We start from the raw sequence: 24,276 nt of genomic DNA on the forward strand, positions 1-24,276 counted from the left end.
GTATTGCATGTGGGCCTGCGCCGGACACTGTGCAGCGCGATATCATTGCCAGTATCCGTGAATGACGGCAGACGGGGCTGTCGATCCAAAGCTCCCTGCGCTACTGTGGAGATGTGGGTCGTATTCAAGAAGGTCCACTCTATGGGCTAGAAGCAGTGTTCGAGCTGGAGATGAATCGACAGCAACGAGCAAGGCTTTTGTTGAAAACCCTGACTTGCCAGCGCGGGTCGTTCTAGATCTGAATTCAGTTATCAATCTGAAATTTTCAGGTAAGATTAGCCAGGACGGGTTCTCGCCTGGTTCCCCTAAATGGGAAAGTCTATTAAAGGGACTCGCCAAGGGCTCCTCGCTCCATTAAAATGTCACGCCGCAAGTCCGCAGGGTGTGCCAAGGGGGTGAGGTGTGAATTCGTGGAGAGATGTTTCTGGCCTATAGCACCGGGACGCGGCAGCTCATTCAGCGCCTCTCGTTTCTGTGACAGGGCTGGTTTCGAGTAGACGATAGGGCAAGATCTCATGATTTTTAAAGTAAAGTTGTCGTTCTAGTAAACTCGAGATAACTCTATGTGTGGCATTGCAGGAATTGTAACGCATCCTAGCGCTGCCGTTGAAAAGTCAGTACTCCAACGGATGATCAGTATGGTGAATCATCGTGGGCCAGATGCGGCAGGATTTCACCTGTCTGGACCTGTGGGGCTCGCGCACGCGAGGCTCAGTATTATTGACGTTGGCGGTGGGCATCAGCCGATGCATAACGAGGACAAGACCGTATGGATCACCTTCAATGGTGAAATCTTCAATTATGTCGAATTGCGTGAAGATCTCATTAAAAAGGGGCATCGGTTTCAAACCCAGTCGGATACAGAAGTTATCGTGCATCTGTATGAAGAGAAGGGCGAAGAGTGCGTTCATGATCTGAATGGGCAGTGGGCCTTTGCCATTTGGGATTCCAGACGCGAGCGGTTATTTCTTTCGCGAGATCGGTTAGGGGTTCGCCCGCTCTTCTATGCACAGACTCCGGAAGGGTTTGTGTTTGGATCTGAAATCAAGTCGTTGCTGGTCGTTCCCTCCGTGCCTCGAGCCATTGATCGACAGGCCTTGGATGAATTGTTCACCTTTTGGGTCACCCTTCCACCTCGAACAATTTTCGAAGGGGTCTCAGAGCTTCCTCCAGGGCATTCAATCATTCTTGAGCATGGCGATCTCCAGATCAAACCCTATTGGACCCTCGACTACAACCCGTCGAAAGGGTTGATAGAGGAAGAGGAGGCGAGAGAGGGCCTGCTTGAGCTGCTTCTCGATGCTGTGCGGATTCGTTTGCGGGCGGATGTGCCAGTCGGCGCCTATCTGAGCGGTGGGCTTGATTCGACGGTGATTGCGGCACTGGTGAAGAAGCTTGGGACGACGCATCTGAAAACATTCTCCATCGCATTTGAAGATAAAGAGTTTGACGAGAGTAGCTTTCAGAACGAGGCAAGCCAGTTTCTCGGGACCGATCACCAGGGAGTCCTCTGCTCATCCCAGGATATCGGTCGAGTATTTCCAGAAGTGATTTGGCACACCGAGAAACCTGTTTTGCGGACGGCTCCCGCTCCTCTATTTCTGTTGTCTAAGTTGGTGCGAGAGCAGGGATACAAAGTTGTGCTCACCGGAGAGGGCTCGGATGAAATCCTGGGAGGGTACGATATCTTCAAGGAAGCGAAGATCCGGCGATTCTGGGCTAAATACCCAGATTCAAAGTTTCGGCCGATGCTTCTGAGGCGCCTCTATCCCTATATGAAAAATATTCAGTCCCAGTCCGACGCCTATCTGCGTGCATTCTTCCATGTGAGAAAAGAGGACGTCGAGAGCCCGTTTTTTTCTCACTTGCCTCGCTGGGACATGACATCGAAGATCAAACTTTTCTACTCAACGGCCACAGCGGACAGTCTTAAGCGCTGTGATGCGATGCAGGCGATCGAAGGTCTGTTGCCAAGCCGATATGGGCAGTGGGATCACTTTTCGCAATCGCAATATCTTGAAGCGGCCCATCTCCTTCCAGGGTATATTCTATCATCTCAAGGAGATCGGATGGCGATGGCCCATTCCATTGAGGGCCGGTTTCCCTTCCTTGACTACCGGGTCGTGGAATTTGCGTCGAGACTTTCTCCGCAGCTCAAGATGAAAGTCTTGAACGAGAAATATCTGTTGAAGGCGGCGATCGGAGACATGATTCCACGTTCGATCAGAAACAGACATAAGCAGCCGTACCGTGCGCCTGATAGCCAGAGTTTTCTTGCCGACGGGAAGAAGGGCAAGTTATTTGAATATGTCGAAGAGCTACTTGCTCCTCACGCCATTCAGGAGGGAGGTGTGTTTGATGCAGGGGCGGTAGGAAAGCTATTGGAGAAGGCAAGACAGGGTCAGATTGTGAGCATGAAGGATAATATGGCGTTGGTTGGGGTCCTCTCGACTCAGGTGGTCATCGACCGGTTTATTAAGAACTTTCCAAGGAGCGTGTGACATGTCATCGATTGAGACAGAGCTGCGAAAGTATATTCTGGACAAATTATTGTTTGGACGGACAGAGGTGGCGCTGAGCGGCGATGCTTCATTTCTAGAGTCCGGTATTATCGATTCGACGGGGGTCTTGGAGCTGGTTTCCTTCTTGGAAGAGCAATTCCAAGTCAAGGTTGAAGACGAAGACCTCATTCCGGCGAATCTGGATTCAATCAATGCCATTGTTCGCTACGTAGAGAAGAAGCGAATATAAACGTCATGCAAATCGAGGGATTTCTTTGCTTCTCTGGCAGTCGTCCAGCGCAGAGAACACGATTGCGGGCATGAAGAGTCATGGTGATGATGACGATCGAACCCCCATTGATGCGAACGACGTAAATGCGCGTCGAAGCATTGTCGGTCGCTCCCAAGAGCGGGTAGGACACGCAAGAGAGGCAGACGGTACAGCAGGTTCGTTGTGGCCTCTGCAGCTCCGTCTATTGAATGGCAAGGGTAGGGTATGCGCGTAGAGACTGTCATTGCTCAAACGATGGATTCATGGCCTCACAAGGTCGCCGTTGTCTATAAGGGCCGACAATGGACCTATGGAGGATTGCGAGACCTTGTCGCGACGGTGAAGCGCAGGCTAAGCGAAGGCGGATTTACAGAAGGTGATCGGGCGATTCTCTGGATGGAGAATTCGCCTGACTATATCGCCGCATATCTTGCTGTGCTTCAGGCCGGGGGTGTTGTGGTGGCCATCCATCCCCAGGTTCCGGTCGCAGAGGTCGTTCGTATTATTCGCCATGTTGGTGCAACCGGACTGATCGCCTCTTCGGCAGTCAAGCATTGGACCATTGGCGATGTGAGTTCGGTCGGCCTACGATTTATCGTGAGAGACGACCAGGTCGTTGCCTGTCGTCACGGAGAGTCCACCATCACGAGCCAGGCGGACCTTGCACAAATTATCTATACATCCGGGTCGACAGGCCAGCCGAAGGGTGTGATGCTGACGCACCAAAATTTAATGGCCAATACGAAGTCGATTCTTGAGTACCTGCAGCTTACGTCGGACGACTCAGCAATGGCCGTTCTTCCGTTCATGTATGCCTATGGCAATTCAGTCATGCTCACGCACCTCTTTGTCGGTGGAACGCTCGTAATCGAAAACAGCTTTCTCTATCCTCACGTGATCCTGGAAAGTATGATGCGGGAAAAAATCACCGGGTTTTCCGGCGTGGCCACCACCTATGCCATCATGCTCAACCACTCGAATTTAAAATCATATTCGTTCCCAGCACTGAGGTACTTGACGCACGCGGGCGGTCCCATGCCGTCAGAATTGTTGGTTCGCGTACGATCGGTGTTTTTGGAGGCACGTCTGTTTATCATGTATGGCCAAACTGAAGCGTCCGCACGGTTGACCTATCTCCCTCCAGACCTGTTGGATGTGAAGAAGGGATCTGCCGGCCGCGCAATTCCCGGTGTGACCCTGAAGATCGTCAAAGAGGGAGGCGCGGAGGCACCTGTCGGAGAAGTCGGAGAAGTGTATGCCTCGGGGGATAATATCATGCAAGGGTATTGGCAAGATCCTCATACGACGGCTGATACGCTCCGAGAAGGATGGCTTCGCACAGGTGATCTGGGGCGATTAGACGAGGATGGCTATCTGACGATCGAAGGCCGCAATAGCGAGATGATCAAGTCCGGTGCCTATCGGATCAGTCCTGTGGAGATTGAAGAGGTGCTGTTGCAGCATCCTCAAGTGCACGAGGCCGGAGTGGTCGGCGTCGACGATCCGATTTTAGGGCAGAAAATTTGCGCGGTCGTCACACTGAAATCCGCAGGCTGTGCAACCGACCAAGAGCTTCTCGCGCATTGTGCTCAGGGGTTAGTGCAATACAAACGGCCCAAATCGATTATTGTGGTTGATGCGTTGCCCAAGTCGCCTTCCGGTAAGGTGTTGAGGCAGAATCTTCGCGAAATCAGCTTGCGCGCAGTTCAATCATCGGCGCCTGTTACGTCCTAGCTCGTATCCGTCGCGCGAGCCGCGAGCCTTTCATTGGACTCTGTGACGAAAGAGATTTGTGAGGGATCGAAAAATGGCATGACGTCGAGTCCCTGCTGCAGTGGGTAGATGTCTGCACTGGATGACAACAGAATGTTGGGAGGAGGGTGACGATGAAGCAAGAGTCAGGGCTATTCTCGGCGGATCAGTTGAAGCTTGATGTCAGCAAAGAGGCAGACCGAATTGGTGTGTTCATGCGGGAAGGCGTGTTCAAACAGCTCAAGCGAAAAGGAGTGGTGGTCGGACTCTCCGGAGGCATCGACAGCAGCGCGGTCGCCGCCCTTTCGGTTCATGCCTTGGGGGCCGATCGCGTGGTGGGCATATTCATGCCTGAATCGGATTCTTCAGACGATAGCCTGCGCTTGGGGCAGCTACTGGCCAAAAAGCTTGGGATTCGAACGTTCAAAGAAGATATCTCCGGCATTCTACAGGGGGCTGAATGTTATCGGCGACGTGACGAGGCGATCAAGGCTGTCGTCCCGCAATACCATGCAGGGTATAAATCCAAGCTGGTGCTCTCCTCTCTCGATAGTTCGGAGTTCAGGATCTCGTATGTGGTGGTTCAGGATCCCGAGGGCAAGCAGACGAAGGTGCGGCTCACGGCCGATGCATTTTTGGCGCTTGTTGCCGCGACGAATTTCAAGCAGCGGACAAGAAAGATGATGGAGTACTACTACGCCGACCGCTTCCTCTATGCGGTTGGAGGAACGCCCAATCGTCTCGAATACGACCAGGGATTTTTCGTGAAAAATGGAGATGGCTCCGCAGATATCAAGCCCATCGCGCATTTATATAAGTCGCAGGTGTACCAGATTGCTCGATTCCTCGGGGTTCCAGAAGAAATCCTGAACCGTCCTCCGACAACCGACACCTATTCATTGGCACAATCCCAAGAGGAATTCTATTTCTCTCTGCCCTACGACAAGATGGATCTCTGTCTCTACGCAAAGGACCGGCAGATTCCGGCAGCGGCCGTGGCCGTGGCGGCAGGGTTGACGGCTGCGCAGGTTGATCGGGTCTATCGCGACATCGATGCGAAGCGTGCCGTTGCGCGATATCTACATATGGAGCCGTTATTGATTGAAGCGGTCGGCGACGTTGGGAAACCCTCCTAGGTTTTTGTGGGACATGGCTTGTGGCTGAGGCCGGTGCGTTTCAGGTTTGGGACCGTTGAAAAGACTGTTTCAGTTCGAACCACAGCCTCACCCTTGGGGACAGATGTCACGAGCGTTCGCTCTCGCCTTGATGGCCAGTAGGGGAAGGAGCGGGCTTTGGCGATGATCACAGTGTATGCGTCAAAGCCCGCACCCTTGATGGATATCGTTCTGCTTCGGCCGGCTGAATTGCAAAACTGGAATGGCAGGTGATACGGGAGATGGCGCTGCAGTCTGACCGATCCCTAACGCACTCTTGGGATGGGCTCGCGCGGATGAGAGTCTGTTTCGGCCATCAATCGGTTGGAGCGGACATCATGAAGGCGCTTTCGGCGCTGACCGGCAATCATCTTGAGGTGATTGAAGCTAACGATGCCGAGGCGCTGCAACGTCCCGTGTTTGCCCATTTCCGAGTAGGGCAGAACCGCGACCCGCTCTCAAAATGCCAGGCCTTTGCACGGGTGCTTGAATCAGGGGTGGGGGAGCGGGTGGACGTTGCCTTCTTTAAGCTCTGTTACGTGGATATTACTGCCAATACCGATATCGGTACCGTGTTTTTGAATTATCAGCGTACGATGGCCTCGCTCGGGGAGAGATACCCCAAGATCGTCTTTCTCCATGTGACGGTGCCGCTCATTCGTGTAGGAGGCGGGGCACTGCACTGGTTGCGTGAGAAAGCTGGATGCGTCAATCGTGAGCGGGAGGACCAAGCCAGGCGCCATGCGTATAACCAGTTGCTCCGGGGCGCCTACGGGAGTGTCGGGCGACTATTCGATCTTGCCGAAGTAGAAGCGACATATCCCGATGGGAGGCCTTCCTGTTTTCAGTATCACGGTGATCGGGTTCCGACTCTTGTGCCTGAGTATACGGAGGATGGGGGCCACTTGAACCACGCAGCTGCTGAACGTGCGGCCCGTCGATTGCTGTCATGTCTGACGGCTGTACAGCGTTGTCAGTCGACCTAACGTAGGACCTTGAGCGACCGAGAGGGATATTCGCGATGCAAATTGTTCAGTGTGATGAGAGTTACGCACAGGCCTGGGACGAGTTTGTATGCAGTCAGGAGCATGCGTCGTTCTACCATTTATTTGGCTGGAAATCGGTGAATGAATCTTGTTTTGGACATCAGACATTTTATTTAGCGGCGGTCGATGCGGGACGGATTCGTGGCGTGTTTCCCCTCGTCTATCTGAAAGGCCGAGTGTTCGGAAAAATTCTCTGTTCGCTTCCGTTTCTGAATTATGGCGGGCCCTGCTCCGACGACCCAGGGGTTGAGCTGCGGCTCCTCGACGAAGCGAGGAAGCTCGTCGATCAGCACCGAGTCGACTACCTTGAGATCCGTAGTACGAGAAAGCTTGACGGAGACCTTCAGACATCCGAACACAAGGTCAGTATCACGGTGACGCTCGATAACAATCCTGACGTAATCTGGGATGCGTTCAAGACCGGCCATCGCAAGCATATTCGGCAGGCCTACAAGCAAGGTTTGACTGTTCGGTGTGGTGGCCCTGAGTTGCTCGATACGTTTTACGATATTCTGAGCGAGAGTTGGAAGAATCTTGGCACTCCCCTCTATCAGAAGCGTTTCTTTGAGTGCGTGATGAAGACCTTTCCAGAACGAGCGAGGATCTTCGTTGTGGACTATGAGGGCGCTCCCGTGTCTGCTGCCTTCAACGGGTATTTCGGCCGTACGGTCGAAGGAATGTGGTTGGGGACGCGGCCGGAGTATCGCCAGCTCGAATCGAGCTATGTGCTCTATTGGGAGATGATTAAGGATTCGTGTGAGCGAGGGTATCAACTGTTCCACCTTGGACGGTCGACGGTCGATTCGGGAGGGGAGACATTCAAGAAAAAGTGGAATACGTATCCTACGCAACTGTACTGGCAGTACATTGTCCGTGACGGTCGTCCGATGCCTCAGCTGAATGTGGGTAACCCAAAGTTTCAATTGGCTATGCGGGTGTGGCGAATGCTCCCCATGCCGATCACCAGCATGCTCGGACCGTTGGTGGCGAGAGAGATTCCGTGAGTGCGGCATTGAATATTTGACGGGGTGCGAGGCGGTTCTTTCCTGAGAGATGGGGTTGACAGATGTCGGCGCTTCGATTCATACCACCAGCTGGAACGCCGATGGGCATCGCCGACATCGCGTGGTGGGCCCGGCATGTGCTGACGGATGACGATACACTCGTACGATTCGAGGAAGAGATTCGTGCGCGTTTCGGCGTCCGCTACTGCGCGTTTGTCTCAACCGGACGCGCGGCGTTGACGCTCGCGCTTCTCGCCCTGAAAACGCTGGATAGCGCGCGACGGGATGAAGTGGTCATTCCGTCGTACACCTGTTTCTCGGTTGCGGCGTCGGTGGTCAAGGCTGGACTGAAAGTACGTCTTGCCGATGTCGATCCGGCCACGCTGGATTTTGCGCCTGGTGCGCTCGAGGCGATCGACGAATCGCGGGTGCTGGCGGTCGTCGCCACCAACCTCTATGGCTTGCCAAGCGACCTTCCGGCGATCACACGATGGGCAAAGGGGCGCGGCGTATTTGTCGTGGACGATGCGGCTCAGTGTCTCGGGGGATCGATCGACGGTCAATCATCTGGGACCTGGGGCGACGTGGGCCTCTACAGCCTTGATAAAGGCAAGAACATTACCTCGATCGACGGCGGGATTCTCGTAACAAATTCAGAGCGGGTGGCGGCGGCGATTCACGATCAAGTGTGTAGCTTGCCGAAGTGCACACCGGGTGAATCGCTGATCCATATTGCGAAGCTCCTGGTGTATGCGGCGTTGTTGCACCCTCGGCGATATTGGTTGCCCAATATGCTTCCGTTTCTGGGCCTGGGGACCACTGCCTGTCGAATCGATTATCCGCTGGCGCAGTACGATGGATGGATGGCGCCGATGGGCCGCCGTTTCTTCGCTCGCCTGGATGCAATCAACGCTCGGCGCATCGAGAATGCCGGTCGATTGATGCGTGACCTCCCATGGGGGACGTACCTCGAGCCGGTTGTGCCAGATCCACGGGCCATTCCTGCCTGTCTCCGTTTCCCAGTGCTGATTCATCCTCGATATCGAGATGCGGTGGTGGCAGCCCTGTGCGCAAACGGAATCGGCGCGACCGCTTCGTATCCGACTGCGATCAGCGATGTGCCGGAATTACGAGACCATATTCGAAATGGTGAACGGGAAGTCGTGGGAGGACGAGAGGTTGCCCGTCGTATCGTGACCCTTCCGACACATGGATATGTGACGTTGCAGGACCACGAACGGATGGTGAAGGTGGTTGCCAGCTTGTTGCAAGATCGCCATGGCAGCCGGATGACCGCGCCGCTGCAGGCGCAAGTTCAATCGTCGATTGACGCCATAGGACTTGACGAAGAAAAGTGGAATGCCTTGATTGCTGGGAACGAGACCAATACGGTATTTCAGACGTATCAATGGACGAAATGTTGGCTCAAGGCGTTCGGAGGCCAGTATGAGCAGATGTTCGTTTCTGTGGCGGACCCTTCAGGCGTGGTGGGGATTGCTCCCTTCGTAGTCCAAACGGGAATTATGGGAGCACGAGTGGTCCGTTTTCTCGGAGATGGAAAGGCCGACTATTGTGATTTTCTTGCGGTGAGTGACAAATCGAAGGTGTTAGAGGAAATTTTTGACGTGATCTTTGCGATGCGCGAACGCTGGGATGTGATCGAGCTGAATAATATCCCAAGCGAATCGTCAACCATCGAGCTGGTTCGGGCCATTTGCCAGCGCACAGGACAGCGCATCTTGGTGCAAGACCATTTTCAATGCCACAGGCTGCTGATTAGAGGACACGAGGATGAAGCGCGTAAGATATTCAACAAGGCAGGGTTGCGTAGACGACAACATTATTTTGAGCGAAATGGATCCCTTGCGTTCAAGGACCTGACTGGAACGGCCGTCATTCCGTATCTTACTGGGTTCTTTGAGCAGCACGTCGCGCGATGGGCAGACAGCAAGAGTCCGAGTTTATTTCTCAAGGAGCGCAATCGAATATTTTACCGGGAACTCGCCGTTGCCATGGCTGACAAGGAATGGCTTCTGCTTTCAGTTGTCGAGTTTAATGGACAGCCTTTGGCCCTCCATTATGGGTTTAACTATAACGGCACATTGCTGTGGTACAAGCCCTCGTTTGATGTGACGTATGCGAAACATTCGCCCGGCCTTGTCCTGCTTCGGCATTTGCTCGGATATGCGATTGAGCAGCAACGGCGGGAGTTTGATTTCACGATTGGAGACGAGCCGTTCAAGAGCCGTTTTGCCAACAGCACGCGAAAGACGGTGAGCCTGAAGATTTTTCGAGGTTCAGGTCGGTTCCGCCTGGAATGCTGGAAGCGAAAGCTCTTGTCCGTGGTGAGGGGGATGCCGTGAGTATCAACCGGCCTGCCGTGCCCACATCACCAGTGGATGTGAGTGTGATCGTCCCGACATACAACCGTGGCCCGCTCCTCATTGAGGCCATTGAAAGTGTGCTTGCCCAGACCTGTCAGAATGTCGAAGTGATCGTCGTCGATGATGGATCAACGGATGATACGCTTCAACGCCTTGAGCCGTATCGGAAGAAAATCTCGATTGTTAGGACAAATCATGGAGGGGCGCCGCATGCAAGAAATGCGGGGATGAAAGCCGCCAAGGGGAGATATGTGGCGTTCCTGGATTCCGACGATCGGTATCTTCCGCATAAGCTTGCGTTGCAGGTGCAGATTCTGGATCAGTTTCCCGATGTCGGCTTGGTGTATTCGGAGTTCTCGGGGTTCGGTGACGGTATCACGGAGGAGTTTCATCTGAAAACGTATCACGCTCCTGCATTTCGAAACGGTGAAACCTACGATCAGTACTTCGATACATCGTTGTCATTGAAGGCGGCCGGGATCGACTGTCTTCCGTGGTCGGACCGGAGGATCCATTTCGGACATATTTTCAATCACTACCTCAGGGTTCTATTCGTGTTCACCAATTCGGTACTGGTTCGTCGCAGCGTGCTTGATTCGGTTGGGTATCACGATGAAGGCCTCTCCCTGTTTGACGGGTACGATTTGGTGCTGCGAATTGCCAAGCACAATCGAATCGCATTCGTCGATGTCCCGACCTATCAGCTTCGCTATCATGATGGGCAAATCTCCACGACAAAGCGGGAAGATGGACCTGTCGTCTTCATCAACAAACAGCGGCAATTGCTCCAGATCGTGGAGCGGCATGCGGTTCAGGATGCTGCCTATTACCGAGAGAATAAGATCATGGTTGATGCCACCATGGGGAATCTTCATCGCGCCCTTGGCGTCGCGTTCATGTGTTATCCCGGATATGAAGCGGAAGCGAGGAAAGTTTTCGTCGAGGGCCGGCGATACGGTCTGTCAGTACCGGGGTTCTGGCTCCTGACGTTTCTGCCTGGTTTTTTTCGTCGAGTGGCCATGAAGCTGCAGGAGGTCATCTTGCGAATCGGGAAGAGGACATGAATGGTCCTGGCTGAAATCCATCGCGGACGAGCCATGCTCAGCCAGTTGAAGGCGGATTGGGATCGTCTCGTCGAGCATGGCAATAATCAGCCATCGGCCTCCTTCGAATGGACAGAGGCACTCATGGAGTCTCACGTTCAAGAAAGCGACGACCTGGTATTTGTCGTCTTGAGGCGTCGCAACACCGTTATCGGAATTGTTCCGTTGGTGTTGCGACCGATGAAACAGCTGGGGCAGACAGTTATCACGGCGTTTCCCGTATCTGAGTTGTCAAACACGCATAGTGATTTGCTGATCGAAGAGGTGTCAGAATCAGTTTTAACCGCTTTCGTTGATGCGCTCTATTGTCAGGATCTTCGTTGGGACGTGTTTAATATGACACGGCTTTTGGAGGGGGAACCGCTTGGCGAGTTATGGTGCAGAATTTTACGCCAACGCCGGAAAGCCTTCGAGTTCACGAGTGCGCAACCGTCTTTTTTTTTAAGGCTGGATCAAACGTTCGAGGGATATCTCCGGCGGCGCTCGAGCAGTTTCCGGAATGCCCTGAAACGAACCGAGCGAAAACTGATGAGTCAAGGGCGTCTAGAAATTCGGAATCAGGGAGATTTTACTGACATCGATGAAGCGTATCAGGTGCTCCTTTCCATCGAGCATCGATCGTGGAAACAGGCCCATGGCACTTCCATTGCTGCCGTGTCTCGCCAAACAGTCTTCTATCGGTATCTCTGTGAACGGACATTCCAACGGAATTGGCTTCATCTAGGGTTTCTCTTTCTCGACGATCGGCCGATTGCCTACAATCTTGGGCTCATCGTGAACGATACATATTTTTATTTAAAGACGAGTTATGACTACGCAGAGCGGCCGCTGAGCCCTTCTACGTTTCTTAGGGCCAAGCTTGTCGAAGAGCTTATCGGCCGGGGAGTGAGGCAGTTTGACTTTCCTGCTGAGCCGTATGAATGGGAGAGTCAGTGGACCGACGAGATGCGCTGGCATCGGTCTCTTACCCTGTTTGCCCCTTCGGCAAAGGGTTTTGCGTGCCGTGTGTATCGAAGAGCCAGAGCGTTTCTTCGAGAGAGTGATTGCCATCAGGTACAGTACGTTAACCCACGGGATTCCAAATCTCGGCTTTCGTAGAATTGGGTGCTTCCTTCAGCATGGATTCGTATGGGTACGAAGTGGATGTATTCACTCGGGTTGACGACATGCGAACCATGGCGGCTGCCTGGGATGTCCTTGCTGAGCGATTTGGCAGCCCTCTCCTGGGCGCGGACTGGTTTCTCTCCTGTGCGGAGACCCTGTGTGCCGAATCAGATCTTCGCGTCGTGGTGGTGCGGTCGAAGAATGCGATCTGTGCGGTGGCGCCACTCGTTGTCGTCAGACGTGGTGGGATTGAGTGGCTGGAATTACTCGGGGTGTCGGTGCTCTACGAGCCGGCCGGATTGCTCTACGACGGTGTAGAGTCGCTTCAGCATTTAGTGCACAAAGTAGTCAGTTTTCGAATGCCAATGGTGCTTGCCAGGATTCCCGCTGAGTCTCCGATCGAAGCCACGTTTCGTGCATTGACTGGCTATCGAGGAATGGTTATCAGTCGAAAGACCGCGAGTGCTGCGTACGTCTGCATCAAGGGAAGCTGGGAGGACTATTTTCAGTCGATTTCAGGGCAACGCCGTTACGACTATCAGCGAAAGCGCAAGCGAATCGAGCGGCTAGGCCAGGCGGTTGTCAGGGTCGAGTGCCCTAGCTCCCGAGCTGACCTTCCGCTTTTGCTTGAGGAGGCCTTTAGAATTGAAGGGGCCGGTTGGAAAGCGCGATCGGGTTCCGCCCTTCTTGCCAACGAGCGCGTGCGAACGTTTATTACGCGTTACAGTGAGATGGCCTGTGATCGAGGGGCGCTTCGTGTCTGTTTTCTGGAAGTGCAGGGTCGCCCGATCGCCACGATCCTCGGTATTCAAGTCGCACAAAGATTTTGGGTGCTCAAAATTGGGTATGATGAGGAATGGGCCCGTTGCTCTCCCGGGATTCAGCTGACGATGGAGACCATCCGCTACGCATTCGAGCAAGGACTTGAGGCCTATGAGTTTCTTGGGTCCGAGGAGCCATGGCAGGCTATGTGGCCACGCCATCGCCATGTCTTGACCTCATTGGTGCTGTACCCGACGTCCCTCCAGGGGCTCCTGAGCTTCAGCGAAGATCTTCATCAATTTGCCATGAGGCGTGCACAGCAGATGTTCAGGAGTTTCGCGAAGAGGATGGACAGGCATGTCACCGAGTCATAAAGCCAGACGGTGGATCCAGTCCCACCTCGCGTTGGGAGACGGTTCCCACAGGCAGGGGATAGCAGCGATCGCTGCTCGTCTGAGAAGGGGGATCCCGTGGTGGCTGGGTCTCCTGATGCTGTCCGTGTTGTTGATCTTGCCGAACGTTGTGGCGGGAACGCTCTCGAAGGTATGGCTCCAGTTTCCTGGCCTGGATAAACCGACTCATTTTTTTGCATTCATGGCGGTGTTCTTGATGGCGTATGGTGTAATGCGCGGTCGCGCGTGGCCAGGCCAAGAATGGGAGAAGTTGTGTGTCGCGGTGGGTCTTTCCCTTCTCATCTCAGTAGCGGATGAGGCGCAACAGGCTCTGCTTGGTATGGGGCGGACGGCAGAATACGGCGATCTGGTGGCAGATGCTGCTGGCGTATTGGTCGGGCTGACGTTGGTCATGGCAGGGCGATTGGGCATGGGCCGTACTATTGCGATTGTGGTACTCCTTCTGTTGCCGGTCGCCGCAGTGACTTCGCAGACGTACCATGATCTCAAACACTTCAACCGTGGAATGGTGTATGAACGGGAGCACGACTACCAGCGAGCCAGGGCGGAATACATGCTGGCAGTAGAAAGCGGTTTTCAGTCCCCTGAGCTGTACAATACGATCGCATGGCTGGATATTGAGTTTCTGGGGGCGGATCCCGCTCAGGCGGAACGGTATGCCGCACAGGCGATCCGGATGGATCCGGACAATCCAGACATTCTCGACACCTACGGGTGGGTGTTAGTCCGGGCAGGACGAGTTCACGATGGGCTCGTGTTCCTTGAACGGGCCAAAACATTGAACCCGCATATCTACTGCATCGATCTCCACCTGGGCGAGGCCTATCGCGAGATTGGTGACGACGTTCGCGCAAGGGAGTCTCTTAAGCGCCAAATTGAACGGAATCCAACGGATCGCTTTGGGCGCTCCGCTCGTGTGGCGTTAGACCGACTGGAAGGGAATGCTGGATGACGGCGAGCGAGCGAGTCAAGTTCACGATTAAAGTGGTCATTTCCCACGTCTTATATGCCCTGGGTCTATTACAGTTGTGGCAGTCGATCACGCTTAAGCGCCGTGCAGTGATTCTCATGTATCACCGCGTCTTGACTCCGGAGGAACGTGCCCGTAGCGGTTCACATCCTGCCATCATGGTTGATCGGGAGACATTTGCCGAGCAGATGGCTGTAGTGAAGCGCCGGTTCAAGGTGCTCTCGCTCGAAGGATTTGCGGATCGAATGAGCCGCAACATTCCATTTGATGATTCGTCCTGTTTGATCACGTTCGACGACGGATGGACTGATAATTTTACCAATGCGCTGCCGATTCTTCGAAAATATGAGCTGCCGGCGGTGGTGTTCCTTCCCGTCAACTTCATCGGTGGGAACAGGCTCTTTTGGCAAGAAGCGCTTGTGCATCTTCTTGTCCTGGCTGTGATGACGGCGAGAAAGGATCCCGCCAGGGAGACGAGGCTCCGCGACCTGCTCGACCCCATCGGTCTCGGAGAGATATTCAATGTGCGCCATGACGATCTAAGGCCTCACGTTATTGAGGTAACCAGTAAGAATAGAAAAGGGTTGACTCCTTCTGTGGTAGAGGCAACATTAACAAGTCTGAGAATCGAGCTGCATGTCGAGAACGGAGATAGCACGGGGATAGATAGTTTTATGAATTGGGAGCAGGTCGATACGATGTCGCGGCAAGGGATCGAGTTTGGGGGGCATGGCGCCGAACATCGTTTACTTAGCCAGATGCCGATTGCGGAGGCTCGTGAAGATATTCAGCGTTCGAAAGAGATTATTGACCTGAGGCTCAAGTGTGGTACTCCTACCTTCAGTTACCCGAGGGGCTATTGGAATCCAGAGGTGGCGGGATTAGTCAAGGCATCTGGTTTCCGTCTGGCCTTTCTCGCCCAAGGGAGAAGTGTCAGCTGTGACGACAATCCCTTTGCCCTTCAGCGGATCAATATTTGTCAAGCTGCGACTGAAAGCATGCCGATGTTTCTCGCTCGTGTGGTGGGGTTATTTTGAAGATTCTCGTGACCGACGGCGACAATCGCGCTGCCTTGGCGATCACCCGTTCCCTGGGGAGCAAGGGGCACTCGATTGTTGTCGGAGAAAAGGTTCAGCCATCGTTGGCCCAGACCTCGCGGCACTGTGTCGAGAGCGTGATCTATCCCGACCCCGTGTTGGACAGTGTGGGGTTCGTCCAGACGCTTCTACGGACGATGAAGGAGTTGCAGATCGATGTGGTGTTGCCGGTCGCTGAGATTACGACGGCATTGGTGGCCGAGCATAAGTCCGCATTCGAACAGCACAGCCGAGTGCCGTTTCCGGACGTGGCCACGTTCGATAGGGCGGCAAACAAGGTTGATGTGTTGGCGCTTGCGGAGAAGCTGTCGATACCCATTCCGACCGGCGTGGTTTTGACGAGACCCGGTGATCGCCCTCAGTGGCCAGAGGGGCTGTCTTTCCCGATCGTCGTCAAGCCCCACCGGTCACGCATTCTTGTGAATGGCACGTGGCAATCGACGGCTGTGACCTACGCAGAAAACGCGAACGATCTCACAGAGATTCTCGCGGCGAAGCACCCGAGTGAATATCCGATTCTACTTCAACAGCGGATCGTCGGTCCCGGTGTCGGCGTGTTCATGTGTTATCAACGTGGCAAGCTGGTGGCTCAGTTCAGCCATCGGCGACTTCGTGAAAAGCCTCCGTCTGGCGGGGTGAGTGTGCTCCGTGAGAGTGTGCCGGTTTCTCCTCAAGCCAAGCGCTACGCCCAGGCGCTGCTCGATGCATTGAGCTGGCAAGGGGTGGCGATGGTTGAGTTCAAGATGGATCAGGCTGATCAGACCTTGAAGTTGATGGAAATCAACGGCCGCTTTTGGGGGTCATTGCAACTGGCGATTGATGCCGGCGTTGATTTTCCGGCTCTCTTGCTTCAGACGATGGCGGATGAGCCGCTCAAGCCGGTCGATACCTATCGAGTCGGGGTGAAGAGCCGGTGGTTTTTGGGCGACCTCGACGCGTTGATGATGCGTCTCTTAAAGCGTCAGGACCTGCTCCATCTTCCTCCTGGACATGACGGAAAACTTCGCTCAATCATCCGTTTTATGAGATTGTGGGAGAAGGATACGTACAGCGAGATTTTCCGATTCTCGGACATGAATCCTGGCTTCTACGAAGCCAGGCGATGGTTTTCGAATCATGATTGACGGGAGTACGACCGTGCGAGTGATAGAAGTGCTGTTTTGGCTTTCCGTGTTCGGTGTCGTCTACCCCTATCTCGGCTATCCGGTCGTGTTATGGGTGTTGGGCCGTTTCTTGGGACGGCAGGGGCGGCGAGAGCACGAGGAGGCCTCCTTTTATCCTTCAGTATCGATGATTATTCCGGTCTGCAATGAAGAGGCAAGGATCGAGCGGAAGATCATCAATACGGCGACCCTTCGTTATCCGGCTGATCGGCTCCAGGTCTTGTTCGTGTCGGATGGGTCCACCGACCGAACGGTGGAGCTCATCAAGATGCGAGCGTCTGAGGCAATGACCCTGATCGAGCTTCCAGTACGACAGGGGAAGGGGGCGGCGTTGAATGCGGGTCTCGAGCACGCCAAACATGACATCCTCGTCTTTTCGGATGCCGCGATTGAATTGGAGCCCGATGCGTTACGCCATATCGTTCGGGGATTTCGTGATCCTGAAGTCGGGTGTATTTCCGGAGAAGACAAGATTGCGGAGTCAGGGGGGGAAGCCTGGTATGGGCGGTACGAATTACTGGTCCGGCGCCTCGAGTCGAAGGTACATTCCATCGTGGGAGCGAGTGGATCGTTCTATGCACAACGGCGCGAACTCTGCGGGCCGTTCCTAGAAGGTCTGGCGCCTGATTTTCTTTCTGTACTCAGGACCGTGGAACAAGGATTTCGCGCAGTCAGCGAGCCGGAGGCAGTGGGCGCCATGACTAGCGTCAAGGACTCCAAACAGGAGTTCGAACGGAAGGTCCGCACGTTGATTCGAGGGATGACCACATTGTTTGCCTATGCGCGAGTGCTGAACCCCATTCGTTTTGGAATGTTTGCCTTTGAGGTATTGTCACATAAGGCCTTGCGGTGGTCGGTGCCGTTCTTTCTGGTTATGGCGCTGGCCAGTTCGATCACGCTACTCGGCTCGCCATGGTTTAATCTCGTGGTGATCGTCCAGGTCGCGTTCTATGGAGCGGCTCTCTTAGCGCTTTCAGGATGGAGCTATATCCGGCACTCGCTTTTCGGCAAGATCGCACTCTATTTTTCAATGGTCAATGCGGCGATTCTCGTGGCCTGGTTTCAATACGGGAAAGGAGTGCGGCAGGAACTGTGGACACCCTCCCAGAGATAAAGACCTCAGCGATCGAGACTCCGATGTTTTTCGAGAATGGATCGTATCGGCTCTTTGGCGTCTTGCATGAGCCGGCTACAGCCCCGTCGGGATGGGGTTGGGTGTTTTGCCATCCATTTGCCGAAGAGAAGTTATGGGCGCAACGGGTATACGTGTCGTTTGCGAGAATGCTGGCTGCTCGCGGCGCATGGGTGCTTCGGTTCGACGCAATGGGAAATGGTGATAGCCAGGGACGATTTTCAGACTCATCAGTGGACACGATGCTCTCCGATATCGGGTGTGCCATTAGGCGGCTAGAGCGGTCGAGCGGGACGGCGCTGAACGTGGGATTGCTGGGGCTGCGTTTTGGTGCGACCCTCGCTGCGCTTGCGGCTGAGCGGTGCCCGACTGTCGGCAAGCTCGTCTTATGGGAGCCGATTGTTGATGGCGGGAAGTATATGCAGGAATTGCTCCGAGTGAATCTGACGACCCAAACGGCGATATATAAGGAGATTCGTCACAACCGCGAGGCTTTGGTCAGAATGATGCGGGAGGAGGGACGTACGGTGAACGTCGATGGGTATGAGATTGCTTATCCATGCTATGAGCAAGCCTCGGCCGTGAAGCTTAACGAAGAGGGGAAGCGATTTGCGGGACCCTGCTTGATCGTCCAGATGGGAAGAGCAGGACAACCTATTCGCGCTGAGGTAAAGGTGTTAAAAGATACGTATCGGTCTGCCGATATTCGTGAAGTGGTGGAGGAGCCGTTTTGGAAAGAGATTAAGCAGTGGTACCGGACCGCACCGAATCTGTTTGAGGCAACATCAGCGTGGGTGGAGGGCCGATGATCAGTGACGTCACTCCGGTGACCTTCTGTAATAAGGCGGGTGCCCGCCTGTTCGGGATGTTTCACCAGCCTGCGGACCCCTGCAAGTCCGGCGTCGCAATTATTCTCTTATCGCCGGGGGTGAAGATGCGGGTCGCTCCTCACCGGCTATACGTGAAGATGACGGAGCGATTCGTGTCGCTCGGGTATCCGGTCCTACGATTCGACTTCTACGGCCTGGGCGATTCAGAAGGGGAAGTGCACGAGGAGTATTTGGCCGATCTCTATGGGGCGATCCAGGTGGGTCGCTACATCGATGATACGATTGCCGCGATGGATTGGATGCAGCAGACCTATGGGACATCGCAGTTTATCGTTTCAGGATTGTGCGGTGGTGCGATCACAGGGCTCTTTGCCGGGGCACGAGATCCGCGAGTCATCTGTCTGCTTGGGTTGGCAATCCCGGTCATCATTGATGGGTCCCGCATCGATTTCACGAAATATATGACCGACGTACAGTCGAAGGGCATGCGTGACGATTATGTCAAGAAACTGTGGACCCTTGAGGCCTGGCGCTCATGGGTGCGTTTCCTGACCTTTCAAAGCGACTACAGGCTAATTGCACGGTTGTTGCTCAAGCCGGTTCTGGCACGATTCAAGCCTGCAACGCAGGCTTCTCCTGCGTCCAGCCCAAGCGAAGCGGCAGATAATACGAATCCCTATTTTGCTCCTGCTTTTCGCCAGATGGTTTCCACGTCGCGATACGTGTATCTGGTGTTTGCCGGAATGGATCGACTCTACTACGAGTTCGAGAAGAAATTCGTGGAGCGGAATCGTGCTGAGTTAGAAGCGTACACCTCCTGGTATGAGATCCATGTGACACAGGATGCGAACCATATCTTCTCATTCCGTGAGTGGGAAGAGGACATGTTGGACCAATGTAGCAGGTGGCTTCGTCGCCTTAGTGGCCTGGCAGAGGCGTCTGTTCGCCCTGAGTTGGAGGGGCGTCGATGAGATCAGCCGCACGACTGCTGAAGAGAGGGGTCGTCGATATCTATTGGACGCTTCGAGGTCCAGGTATCCCTGTGGCTGCTATCCCAGCTAACCCGCGATCGATGCTGTTCGTCTGCAAAGGGAACATCTGTCGAAGTCCTTTTGCTGAGCATATTGCGTTAAAGCTGCAGGGTGAAGGACTAGTTTCAGGAATGAAGTTCGGGTCAGCCGGGTTAGATGTGCCCAAGTCCATAGCGTCACCGAGCGGTGCGGTCCAGGGTGCAAAGCCATATGGCATCCACCTGGAGAATCATCGTTCCCAAGCGATTTCATTGGAACTGGTGGAGTCGTACGATATGGTCATTGCCATGGAGGCCTGGCAATATGCGGCGCTCCGATCCTCCTTTCAGCACCATCACGAGAAGCTGTTTCTTCTTCCTTTGTTGGATCCGAAAGGACGGACTACACACAGTGGATATGCTGCGTTCAATATTTATGATCCATACGGAGGTCCGCCTAGCGCCTTCAAAGAGTGTTTTGATCGAGTGAGCCTGTGTCTCAATCGTCTGTTCGCTACGGTCGGATCACAAACACGATCCGTCTAATTCAGCACCTGTCCCTGAGATGATACCGCATACAGGCTTCCCGAACTGAGCCGTACGGGGGCAGGTAACGTGTGGAGTCTCTTCTCCTGTCAGCTCTTGTGAGTTTGGTCGTGCCAGTGATGTGATGATTGAGGTGGGGATGTTTTCCTGTAAGTGGATTACGCGGGTATCTGTGGGCACTGGAGAGGTAATTTGCAGTGGCGGACTTGTTTAAAAGACTCAGCCTGTTCCTGGATCGTTCAGATGGATCGCTGCAGCACAAGGCGATCAGGTCAGGCGTGTGGGTTACCTTGTCGAGTGTGTTTGGCGCGGGACTCTCCTTCCTCCGTTCGATCATTATGGCCCGACTCCTGACGCCGGAAATCTTCGGGCTCATGGCAATTTGCTCGATGGTGATCCGGGGGATCGAGATCTTTACCGAAACAGGATTCGGCGCCGCGCTGATTCATCGACAGGAGCGTTTCGAAGACGCCAGGGATACGGCGTTTACGCTCTGGGTGTTACGTGGTGCCGGGTTGGCAGTGATTGCGTTCCTCGTCTCGCCCTTGGTTGCCTCGTTTTATAATGAAGCGGTGCTGCAACCGGTTGTCGCAGTGATCGGGATCAGTTTTATCTTAACGGGCTTCAATAATATCAATACAATTGCGCTGCAGAAAGAGTTGGATTTTAAGCGTCTGACCTATCTGGAACAAGTTGGTGGGGTACTCAGTACAATCATAGGGTTAGGATTAGCGTATTGGCTACGGGATGTTTGGGCGCTCGTCTATTCGCAGCTCATATCTTCTGTTATTTCGGTGGTATTGTCGTACGTAATGGTGCCTGGACGACCGCGTTTCCGTTTCGATCCCGCGATCGCCAGAGAATTGTTTTCATATGGAAAATTCATGACGGGGTTAGCAGTTGTTGTTTTCTTGACCAATCAGCTTGACAGCGCGATGATCGGGAAGCTCTTGGGCATGGAGGCGCTGGGGTTTTATACGGTGGCCTACACCTTGGCCAATATCCCCTCGACAAATTTATCGAAGGTGATCGCGAAGGTGCTTTTCCCTATGTTTAGCAAGCTCCAAGCCGATTTGGTGCAGTTGCGGGTGGAATATGTGCGGGGGGTCCGCTTGGTTGTCGCTGTGGTTGTGCCGATCTCGGTTGGAATTGTGGTGCTCGCCCATGACATTGTGACTGCGTTATATGGAGCCAAATGGGCTGCCGCCGCGATACCACTGCAGATTTTGGCAATTTTTGGATGTTTCCAGGCGTTGTGGATGCTGAATGGCTATCTCTATAACGCGATTGGTAAGCCGCACATCGATTTTTATATGAACACCTCGCGTCTTGTTCTCGTGCTGGGGTTGCTGTATCCACTGACCATTGCCTACGGCCTTGCCGGTGCGAGTGCGGCAGTGGCCTTGCCGATGGCGGCGCAGTTTGTAGTTGGCGTCTTTTTATCCCGTAGAGTGATCGGGGTTCCCGTCATTGCCACCGTTCAACCGTTGGGAGTCGCCATCGTGCAGGGTGCGGTGTTGGCCGCAGTTCTTATCGCGGCCAAATCACTTATTGTCAGTGATTCCGTGCCAGGCCTGGTATTGGTGACGATCATCGGCGCTTCGCTGTGCCTCCTGTTTAATTTGCGAGATATCCAGGCGCAGCTAACGAGCCACAGGCTATCAATCTTCCCGGTTCGAGAAGCCCCATGAGCGAAGTCCCTGCCAGAGTCTTATATTGTGAGGGTAACGCCGATGGTACTGTCGGCGGGTCGTATTTTTGTCTTCTGTATCTTGTGAAGGGATTAGATCGTAGTCGCTATGAGCCCATGGTTGTGTTTCAGAATGAGCACTCGCTTCTTCCAGAGTTTCATGAAGCGGGAATACGGACCGTCATATGGCCTAAGCCAGCTTCGTTTACGTTTGGAGATAGGCTTTCTGAACGGCCTGGAGTCTTTCGACTTATTCAGACGGTGGGGATGGTCATCCAGAGAACCCTTAACTTCATTCGGAAATTCGTGTTTACTGCGATGGCTCGTACGTGGTTCCTGAGACGGGAAGGGGTCCAGATCGTTCATCTGAACAATACGATTCAGTATAGCCATGATTGGATGTTGGCTGCGAGGCTAGCTCGGATCAAATGCATCGTGCATGAACGTGGAATTAACGCAAGTTTTTCAAGGGCCGCTCAATATTTTGCGAAACGAGTGGACGCCGTCATCTGTATTTCCAATGCGGTTCGCCAAAATATGCGCGAGCGAGGAATCGACTATGGAAATTTGCAGACAATTTATGACGGAATGGATCCCGATGCAAAACAGCGCCACACGACATCTGATGCGCTGCGCAGTGCCTATGGGATCGAATCGGGTGCGACCATCGTGGGCATGGTTGGGAATATCAAGGAGTGGAAGGGACAACACACCGTCATTCGCGCAATCGATGTGGTTCGAAGAACGTTCCCTTCAGTCCGTTGTGTATTAGTTGGGGATACAGGTCTTGAGCATCGGGAGTACGAACATGGTCTTCGGGAATTAGTCCGTTCCCTTGATCTTGCCCAGCATGTCATCTTCGCAGGGTTTCAAAAACATGTGGCGGATCACCTCATGATGTTCGATGTGGTGATTCATGCTTCGGTGTTGCCTGAGCCATTTGGCATGGTCCTCCTTGAGGCGATGGCATGCAGTAAACCGGTCATTGGAGCAAGCGCTGGTGCAGTCCCTGAGATCGTCGAGGAGGGTCGCACGGGCCTTACGTTCCCTCCTGGCGATTGGGAGCGGCTTGCGGATGCGATCGTCACATTATTGGGTGACCCCACATTGGCCCAGTCCATGGGGCGAAACGGATTAGATCGTTTGGTAAAGAATTTTCACGTTTCAAGGAATATTGAGTCGGTTCAACAATTGTATCAAAGGGTTCTCTGTGAGGCCTCTTAATGTTCTTCATTTACGAGATACCCACGAAATTGGTGGGCCTGGTAAGACTATTCTGGAGACCCATCGAGCCATAACGCGGGAGGGCTTCAGGCTCCACCTCGGGGTGTTTCTGACCCGTGGCGAGTCCGGCGAGTCCCCTTTTACGGCTGAAGCCAGGCGTCTTGAGATGCCAGTCCATTTTATTCGGGGGTTCAATCAATATGATCCTCGTGTGATCGGGCGGGTCATCGATCTCGTGAAAACGCTCCCGGTCGACATTGTGCATGCACATGAGGTGAAATCGGACGTCATTACGTATTTGGCGGCGCGGCTCCATTCCGTCCCAATCGTGACGACCCTGCATGGTTGGATCGGGAATGGGTTTAAGCAGAGAGTGTTTACCGCGATAGATAAACGCCTCGTGAGTAGATTTGATCGAGTGATCGCAGTTTCGAAACAAATCGAACGTGATCTTGTAGTCTCGGGGGTGCCGCCGGAGAAGATCCGCTTGTTGCACAATGCCATCGTGATTGAGCGCTATCGTCGAATAGGTCGACGAGGTGTTCTCACCGAGGTGCTTGGACGCCCGGTTTCCAGTCCAGTGATTGCAAGTATCGGACGGTTGAGTGCTGAGAAGGGCCATGCGGACCTGATCGACGCCATTGGTATCGTGAGCAGCCTGGGCCATAAAGTTTCTCTGGTTCTAATTGGGGATGGGCCCGAGCGGCCCAAGTTGTGCGAACAGATCAGAGCTCTCGGCCTCGAGCGTTCTGTTCACTTACCTGGATACATCAGAGAACCGCAGCGAATGCTCGAAGAAATCAACCTGATGGTACTTCCGTCCCATACCGAGGGACTCCCCAATGCGGCATTAGAGGCGTTGCTCATGGAAGTTCCCGTATTGGCGACCAGGGTAGGCGGTACGCCGGAGGTCATCACGGATGGAGAGACCGGACGGTTAGTCCCGGCACATTCGCCTGCCGCGCTCGCAGCGTGTATCCTCGAATTTCTTGCCGCACCAGAGCTGTGGAAGCGCATGGCAAGTCGAGGGCAAGATATGGTGAAAAAAAACTTTGATTTTCAGGTGAGGACCCGTAAGTTGGAAGCGATCTACGTTGAGATGATGATGGGACGGGCCTAGA

General features: G+C 53.9%; 20 protein-coding genes. All 20 read left to right on the plus strand.

Annotated features, from left to right (window positions below; all coding sequences use genetic code 11):
* The first annotated feature begins 563 nt into the window (after positions 1-563).
* Positions 564-2,501, plus strand: coding sequence for an asparagine synthase (glutamine-hydrolyzing) (asnB, locus tag Q8N00_07880; protein MDP2382711.1), 1,938 nt, complete (start codon positions 564-566; stop codon positions 2,499-2,501).
* Position 2,502: 1 nt separating this feature from the next.
* Positions 2,503-2,751, plus strand: a complete 249-nt coding sequence (locus Q8N00_07885) for an acyl carrier protein (GenBank protein MDP2382712.1) — start codon at positions 2,503-2,505, stop codon at positions 2,749-2,751.
* Positions 2,752-2,997: 246 nt separating this feature from the next.
* On the plus strand, positions 2,998-4,506 hold the full coding sequence (locus Q8N00_07890; GenBank protein ID MDP2382713.1) for a class I adenylate-forming enzyme family protein: 1,509 nt from the start codon (positions 2,998-3,000) through the stop codon (positions 4,504-4,506).
* A gap of 152 nt (positions 4,507-4,658) precedes the next feature.
* Complete coding sequence (gene nadE / locus Q8N00_07895; GenBank protein MDP2382714.1) at positions 4,659-5,660, plus strand: NAD(+) synthase; 1,002 nt, start codon at positions 4,659-4,661, stop codon at positions 5,658-5,660.
* A 356-nt stretch (positions 5,661-6,016) separates the two neighbouring features.
* Positions 6,017-6,664 (plus strand): hypothetical protein, encoded by a 648-nt coding sequence (locus Q8N00_07900; protein MDP2382715.1) that lies wholly within the window; start codon positions 6,017-6,019, stop codon positions 6,662-6,664.
* 35 nt (positions 6,665-6,699) lie between these two features.
* On the plus strand, positions 6,700-7,728 hold the full coding sequence (locus Q8N00_07905; protein ID MDP2382716.1) for a FemAB family PEP-CTERM system-associated protein: 1,029 nt from the start codon (positions 6,700-6,702) through the stop codon (positions 7,726-7,728).
* 62 nt (positions 7,729-7,790) lie between these two features.
* A complete protein-coding gene (locus Q8N00_07910) occupies positions 7,791-10,091 on the plus strand; it encodes a GNAT family N-acetyltransferase (protein MDP2382717.1) in 2,301 nt (766 codons plus the stop codon).
* On the plus strand, positions 10,088-11,176 hold the full coding sequence (locus Q8N00_07915) for a glycosyltransferase family 2 protein (protein ID MDP2382718.1): 1,089 nt from the start codon (positions 10,088-10,090) through the stop codon (positions 11,174-11,176). Before Q8N00_07910 ends, Q8N00_07915 begins: the two co-directional genes overlap by 4 nt.
* The gene (locus tag Q8N00_07920) at positions 11,177-12,313 is read left to right on the plus strand and encodes a GNAT family N-acetyltransferase (GenBank protein MDP2382719.1); all 1,137 of its coding nucleotides are present in this window, start codon (positions 11,177-11,179) and stop codon (positions 12,311-12,313) included.
* 20 nt (positions 12,314-12,333) lie between these two features.
* Positions 12,334-13,455: a GNAT family N-acetyltransferase gene (locus tag Q8N00_07925; GenBank protein MDP2382720.1), complete on the plus strand. Its 1,122-nt coding sequence runs from the start codon at positions 12,334-12,336 to the stop codon at positions 13,453-13,455.
* A complete protein-coding gene (locus Q8N00_07930; GenBank protein ID MDP2382721.1) occupies positions 13,439-14,446 on the plus strand; it encodes a VanZ family protein in 1,008 nt (335 codons plus the stop codon). The genes Q8N00_07925 and Q8N00_07930 overlap by 17 nt, the downstream gene beginning before the upstream one ends.
* Complete coding sequence (locus tag Q8N00_07935) at positions 14,443-15,501, plus strand: polysaccharide deacetylase family protein (protein MDP2382722.1); 1,059 nt, start codon at positions 14,443-14,445, stop codon at positions 15,499-15,501. The genes Q8N00_07930 and Q8N00_07935 overlap by 4 nt, the downstream gene beginning before the upstream one ends.
* Entirely contained in the window at positions 15,498-16,685 is a 1,188-nt protein-coding gene (locus Q8N00_07940; GenBank protein ID MDP2382723.1) for an ATP-grasp domain-containing protein, read from the plus strand. Before Q8N00_07935 ends, Q8N00_07940 begins: the two co-directional genes overlap by 4 nt.
* The gene (locus Q8N00_07945) at positions 16,678-17,838 is read left to right on the plus strand and encodes a glycosyltransferase family 2 protein (protein MDP2382724.1); all 1,161 of its coding nucleotides are present in this window, start codon (positions 16,678-16,680) and stop codon (positions 17,836-17,838) included. Before Q8N00_07940 ends, Q8N00_07945 begins: the two co-directional genes overlap by 8 nt.
* Positions 17,839-17,861: 23 nt before the next feature.
* The gene (locus Q8N00_07950) at positions 17,862-18,665 is read left to right on the plus strand and encodes an alpha/beta hydrolase (GenBank protein ID MDP2382725.1); all 804 of its coding nucleotides are present in this window, start codon (positions 17,862-17,864) and stop codon (positions 18,663-18,665) included.
* On the plus strand, positions 18,662-19,657 hold the full coding sequence (locus Q8N00_07955) for a hypothetical protein (GenBank protein MDP2382726.1): 996 nt from the start codon (positions 18,662-18,664) through the stop codon (positions 19,655-19,657). The genes Q8N00_07950 and Q8N00_07955 overlap by 4 nt, the downstream gene beginning before the upstream one ends.
* A 101-nt stretch (positions 19,658-19,758) precedes the next feature.
* Entirely contained in the window at positions 19,759-20,241 is a 483-nt protein-coding gene (locus Q8N00_07960; GenBank protein MDP2382727.1) for a hypothetical protein, read from the plus strand.
* Between the two features lie 278 nt (positions 20,242-20,519).
* Positions 20,520-21,932, plus strand: coding sequence for a lipopolysaccharide biosynthesis protein (locus tag Q8N00_07965; GenBank protein MDP2382728.1), 1,413 nt, complete (start codon positions 20,520-20,522; stop codon positions 21,930-21,932).
* Entirely contained in the window at positions 21,929-23,155 is a 1,227-nt protein-coding gene (locus tag Q8N00_07970) for a glycosyltransferase family 4 protein (GenBank protein MDP2382729.1), read from the plus strand. Before Q8N00_07965 ends, Q8N00_07970 begins: the two co-directional genes overlap by 4 nt.
* Positions 23,142-24,275, plus strand: a complete 1,134-nt coding sequence (locus Q8N00_07975; protein ID MDP2382730.1) for a glycosyltransferase family 4 protein — start codon at positions 23,142-23,144, stop codon at positions 24,273-24,275. The genes Q8N00_07970 and Q8N00_07975 overlap by 14 nt, the downstream gene beginning before the upstream one ends.
* Position 24,276 lies beyond the last annotated feature (1 nt).

It is taken from the genome of Nitrospirota bacterium, assembly GCA_030684575.1.
GTDB lineage: Bacteria > Nitrospirota > Nitrospiria > Nitrospirales > Nitrospiraceae > Palsa-1315.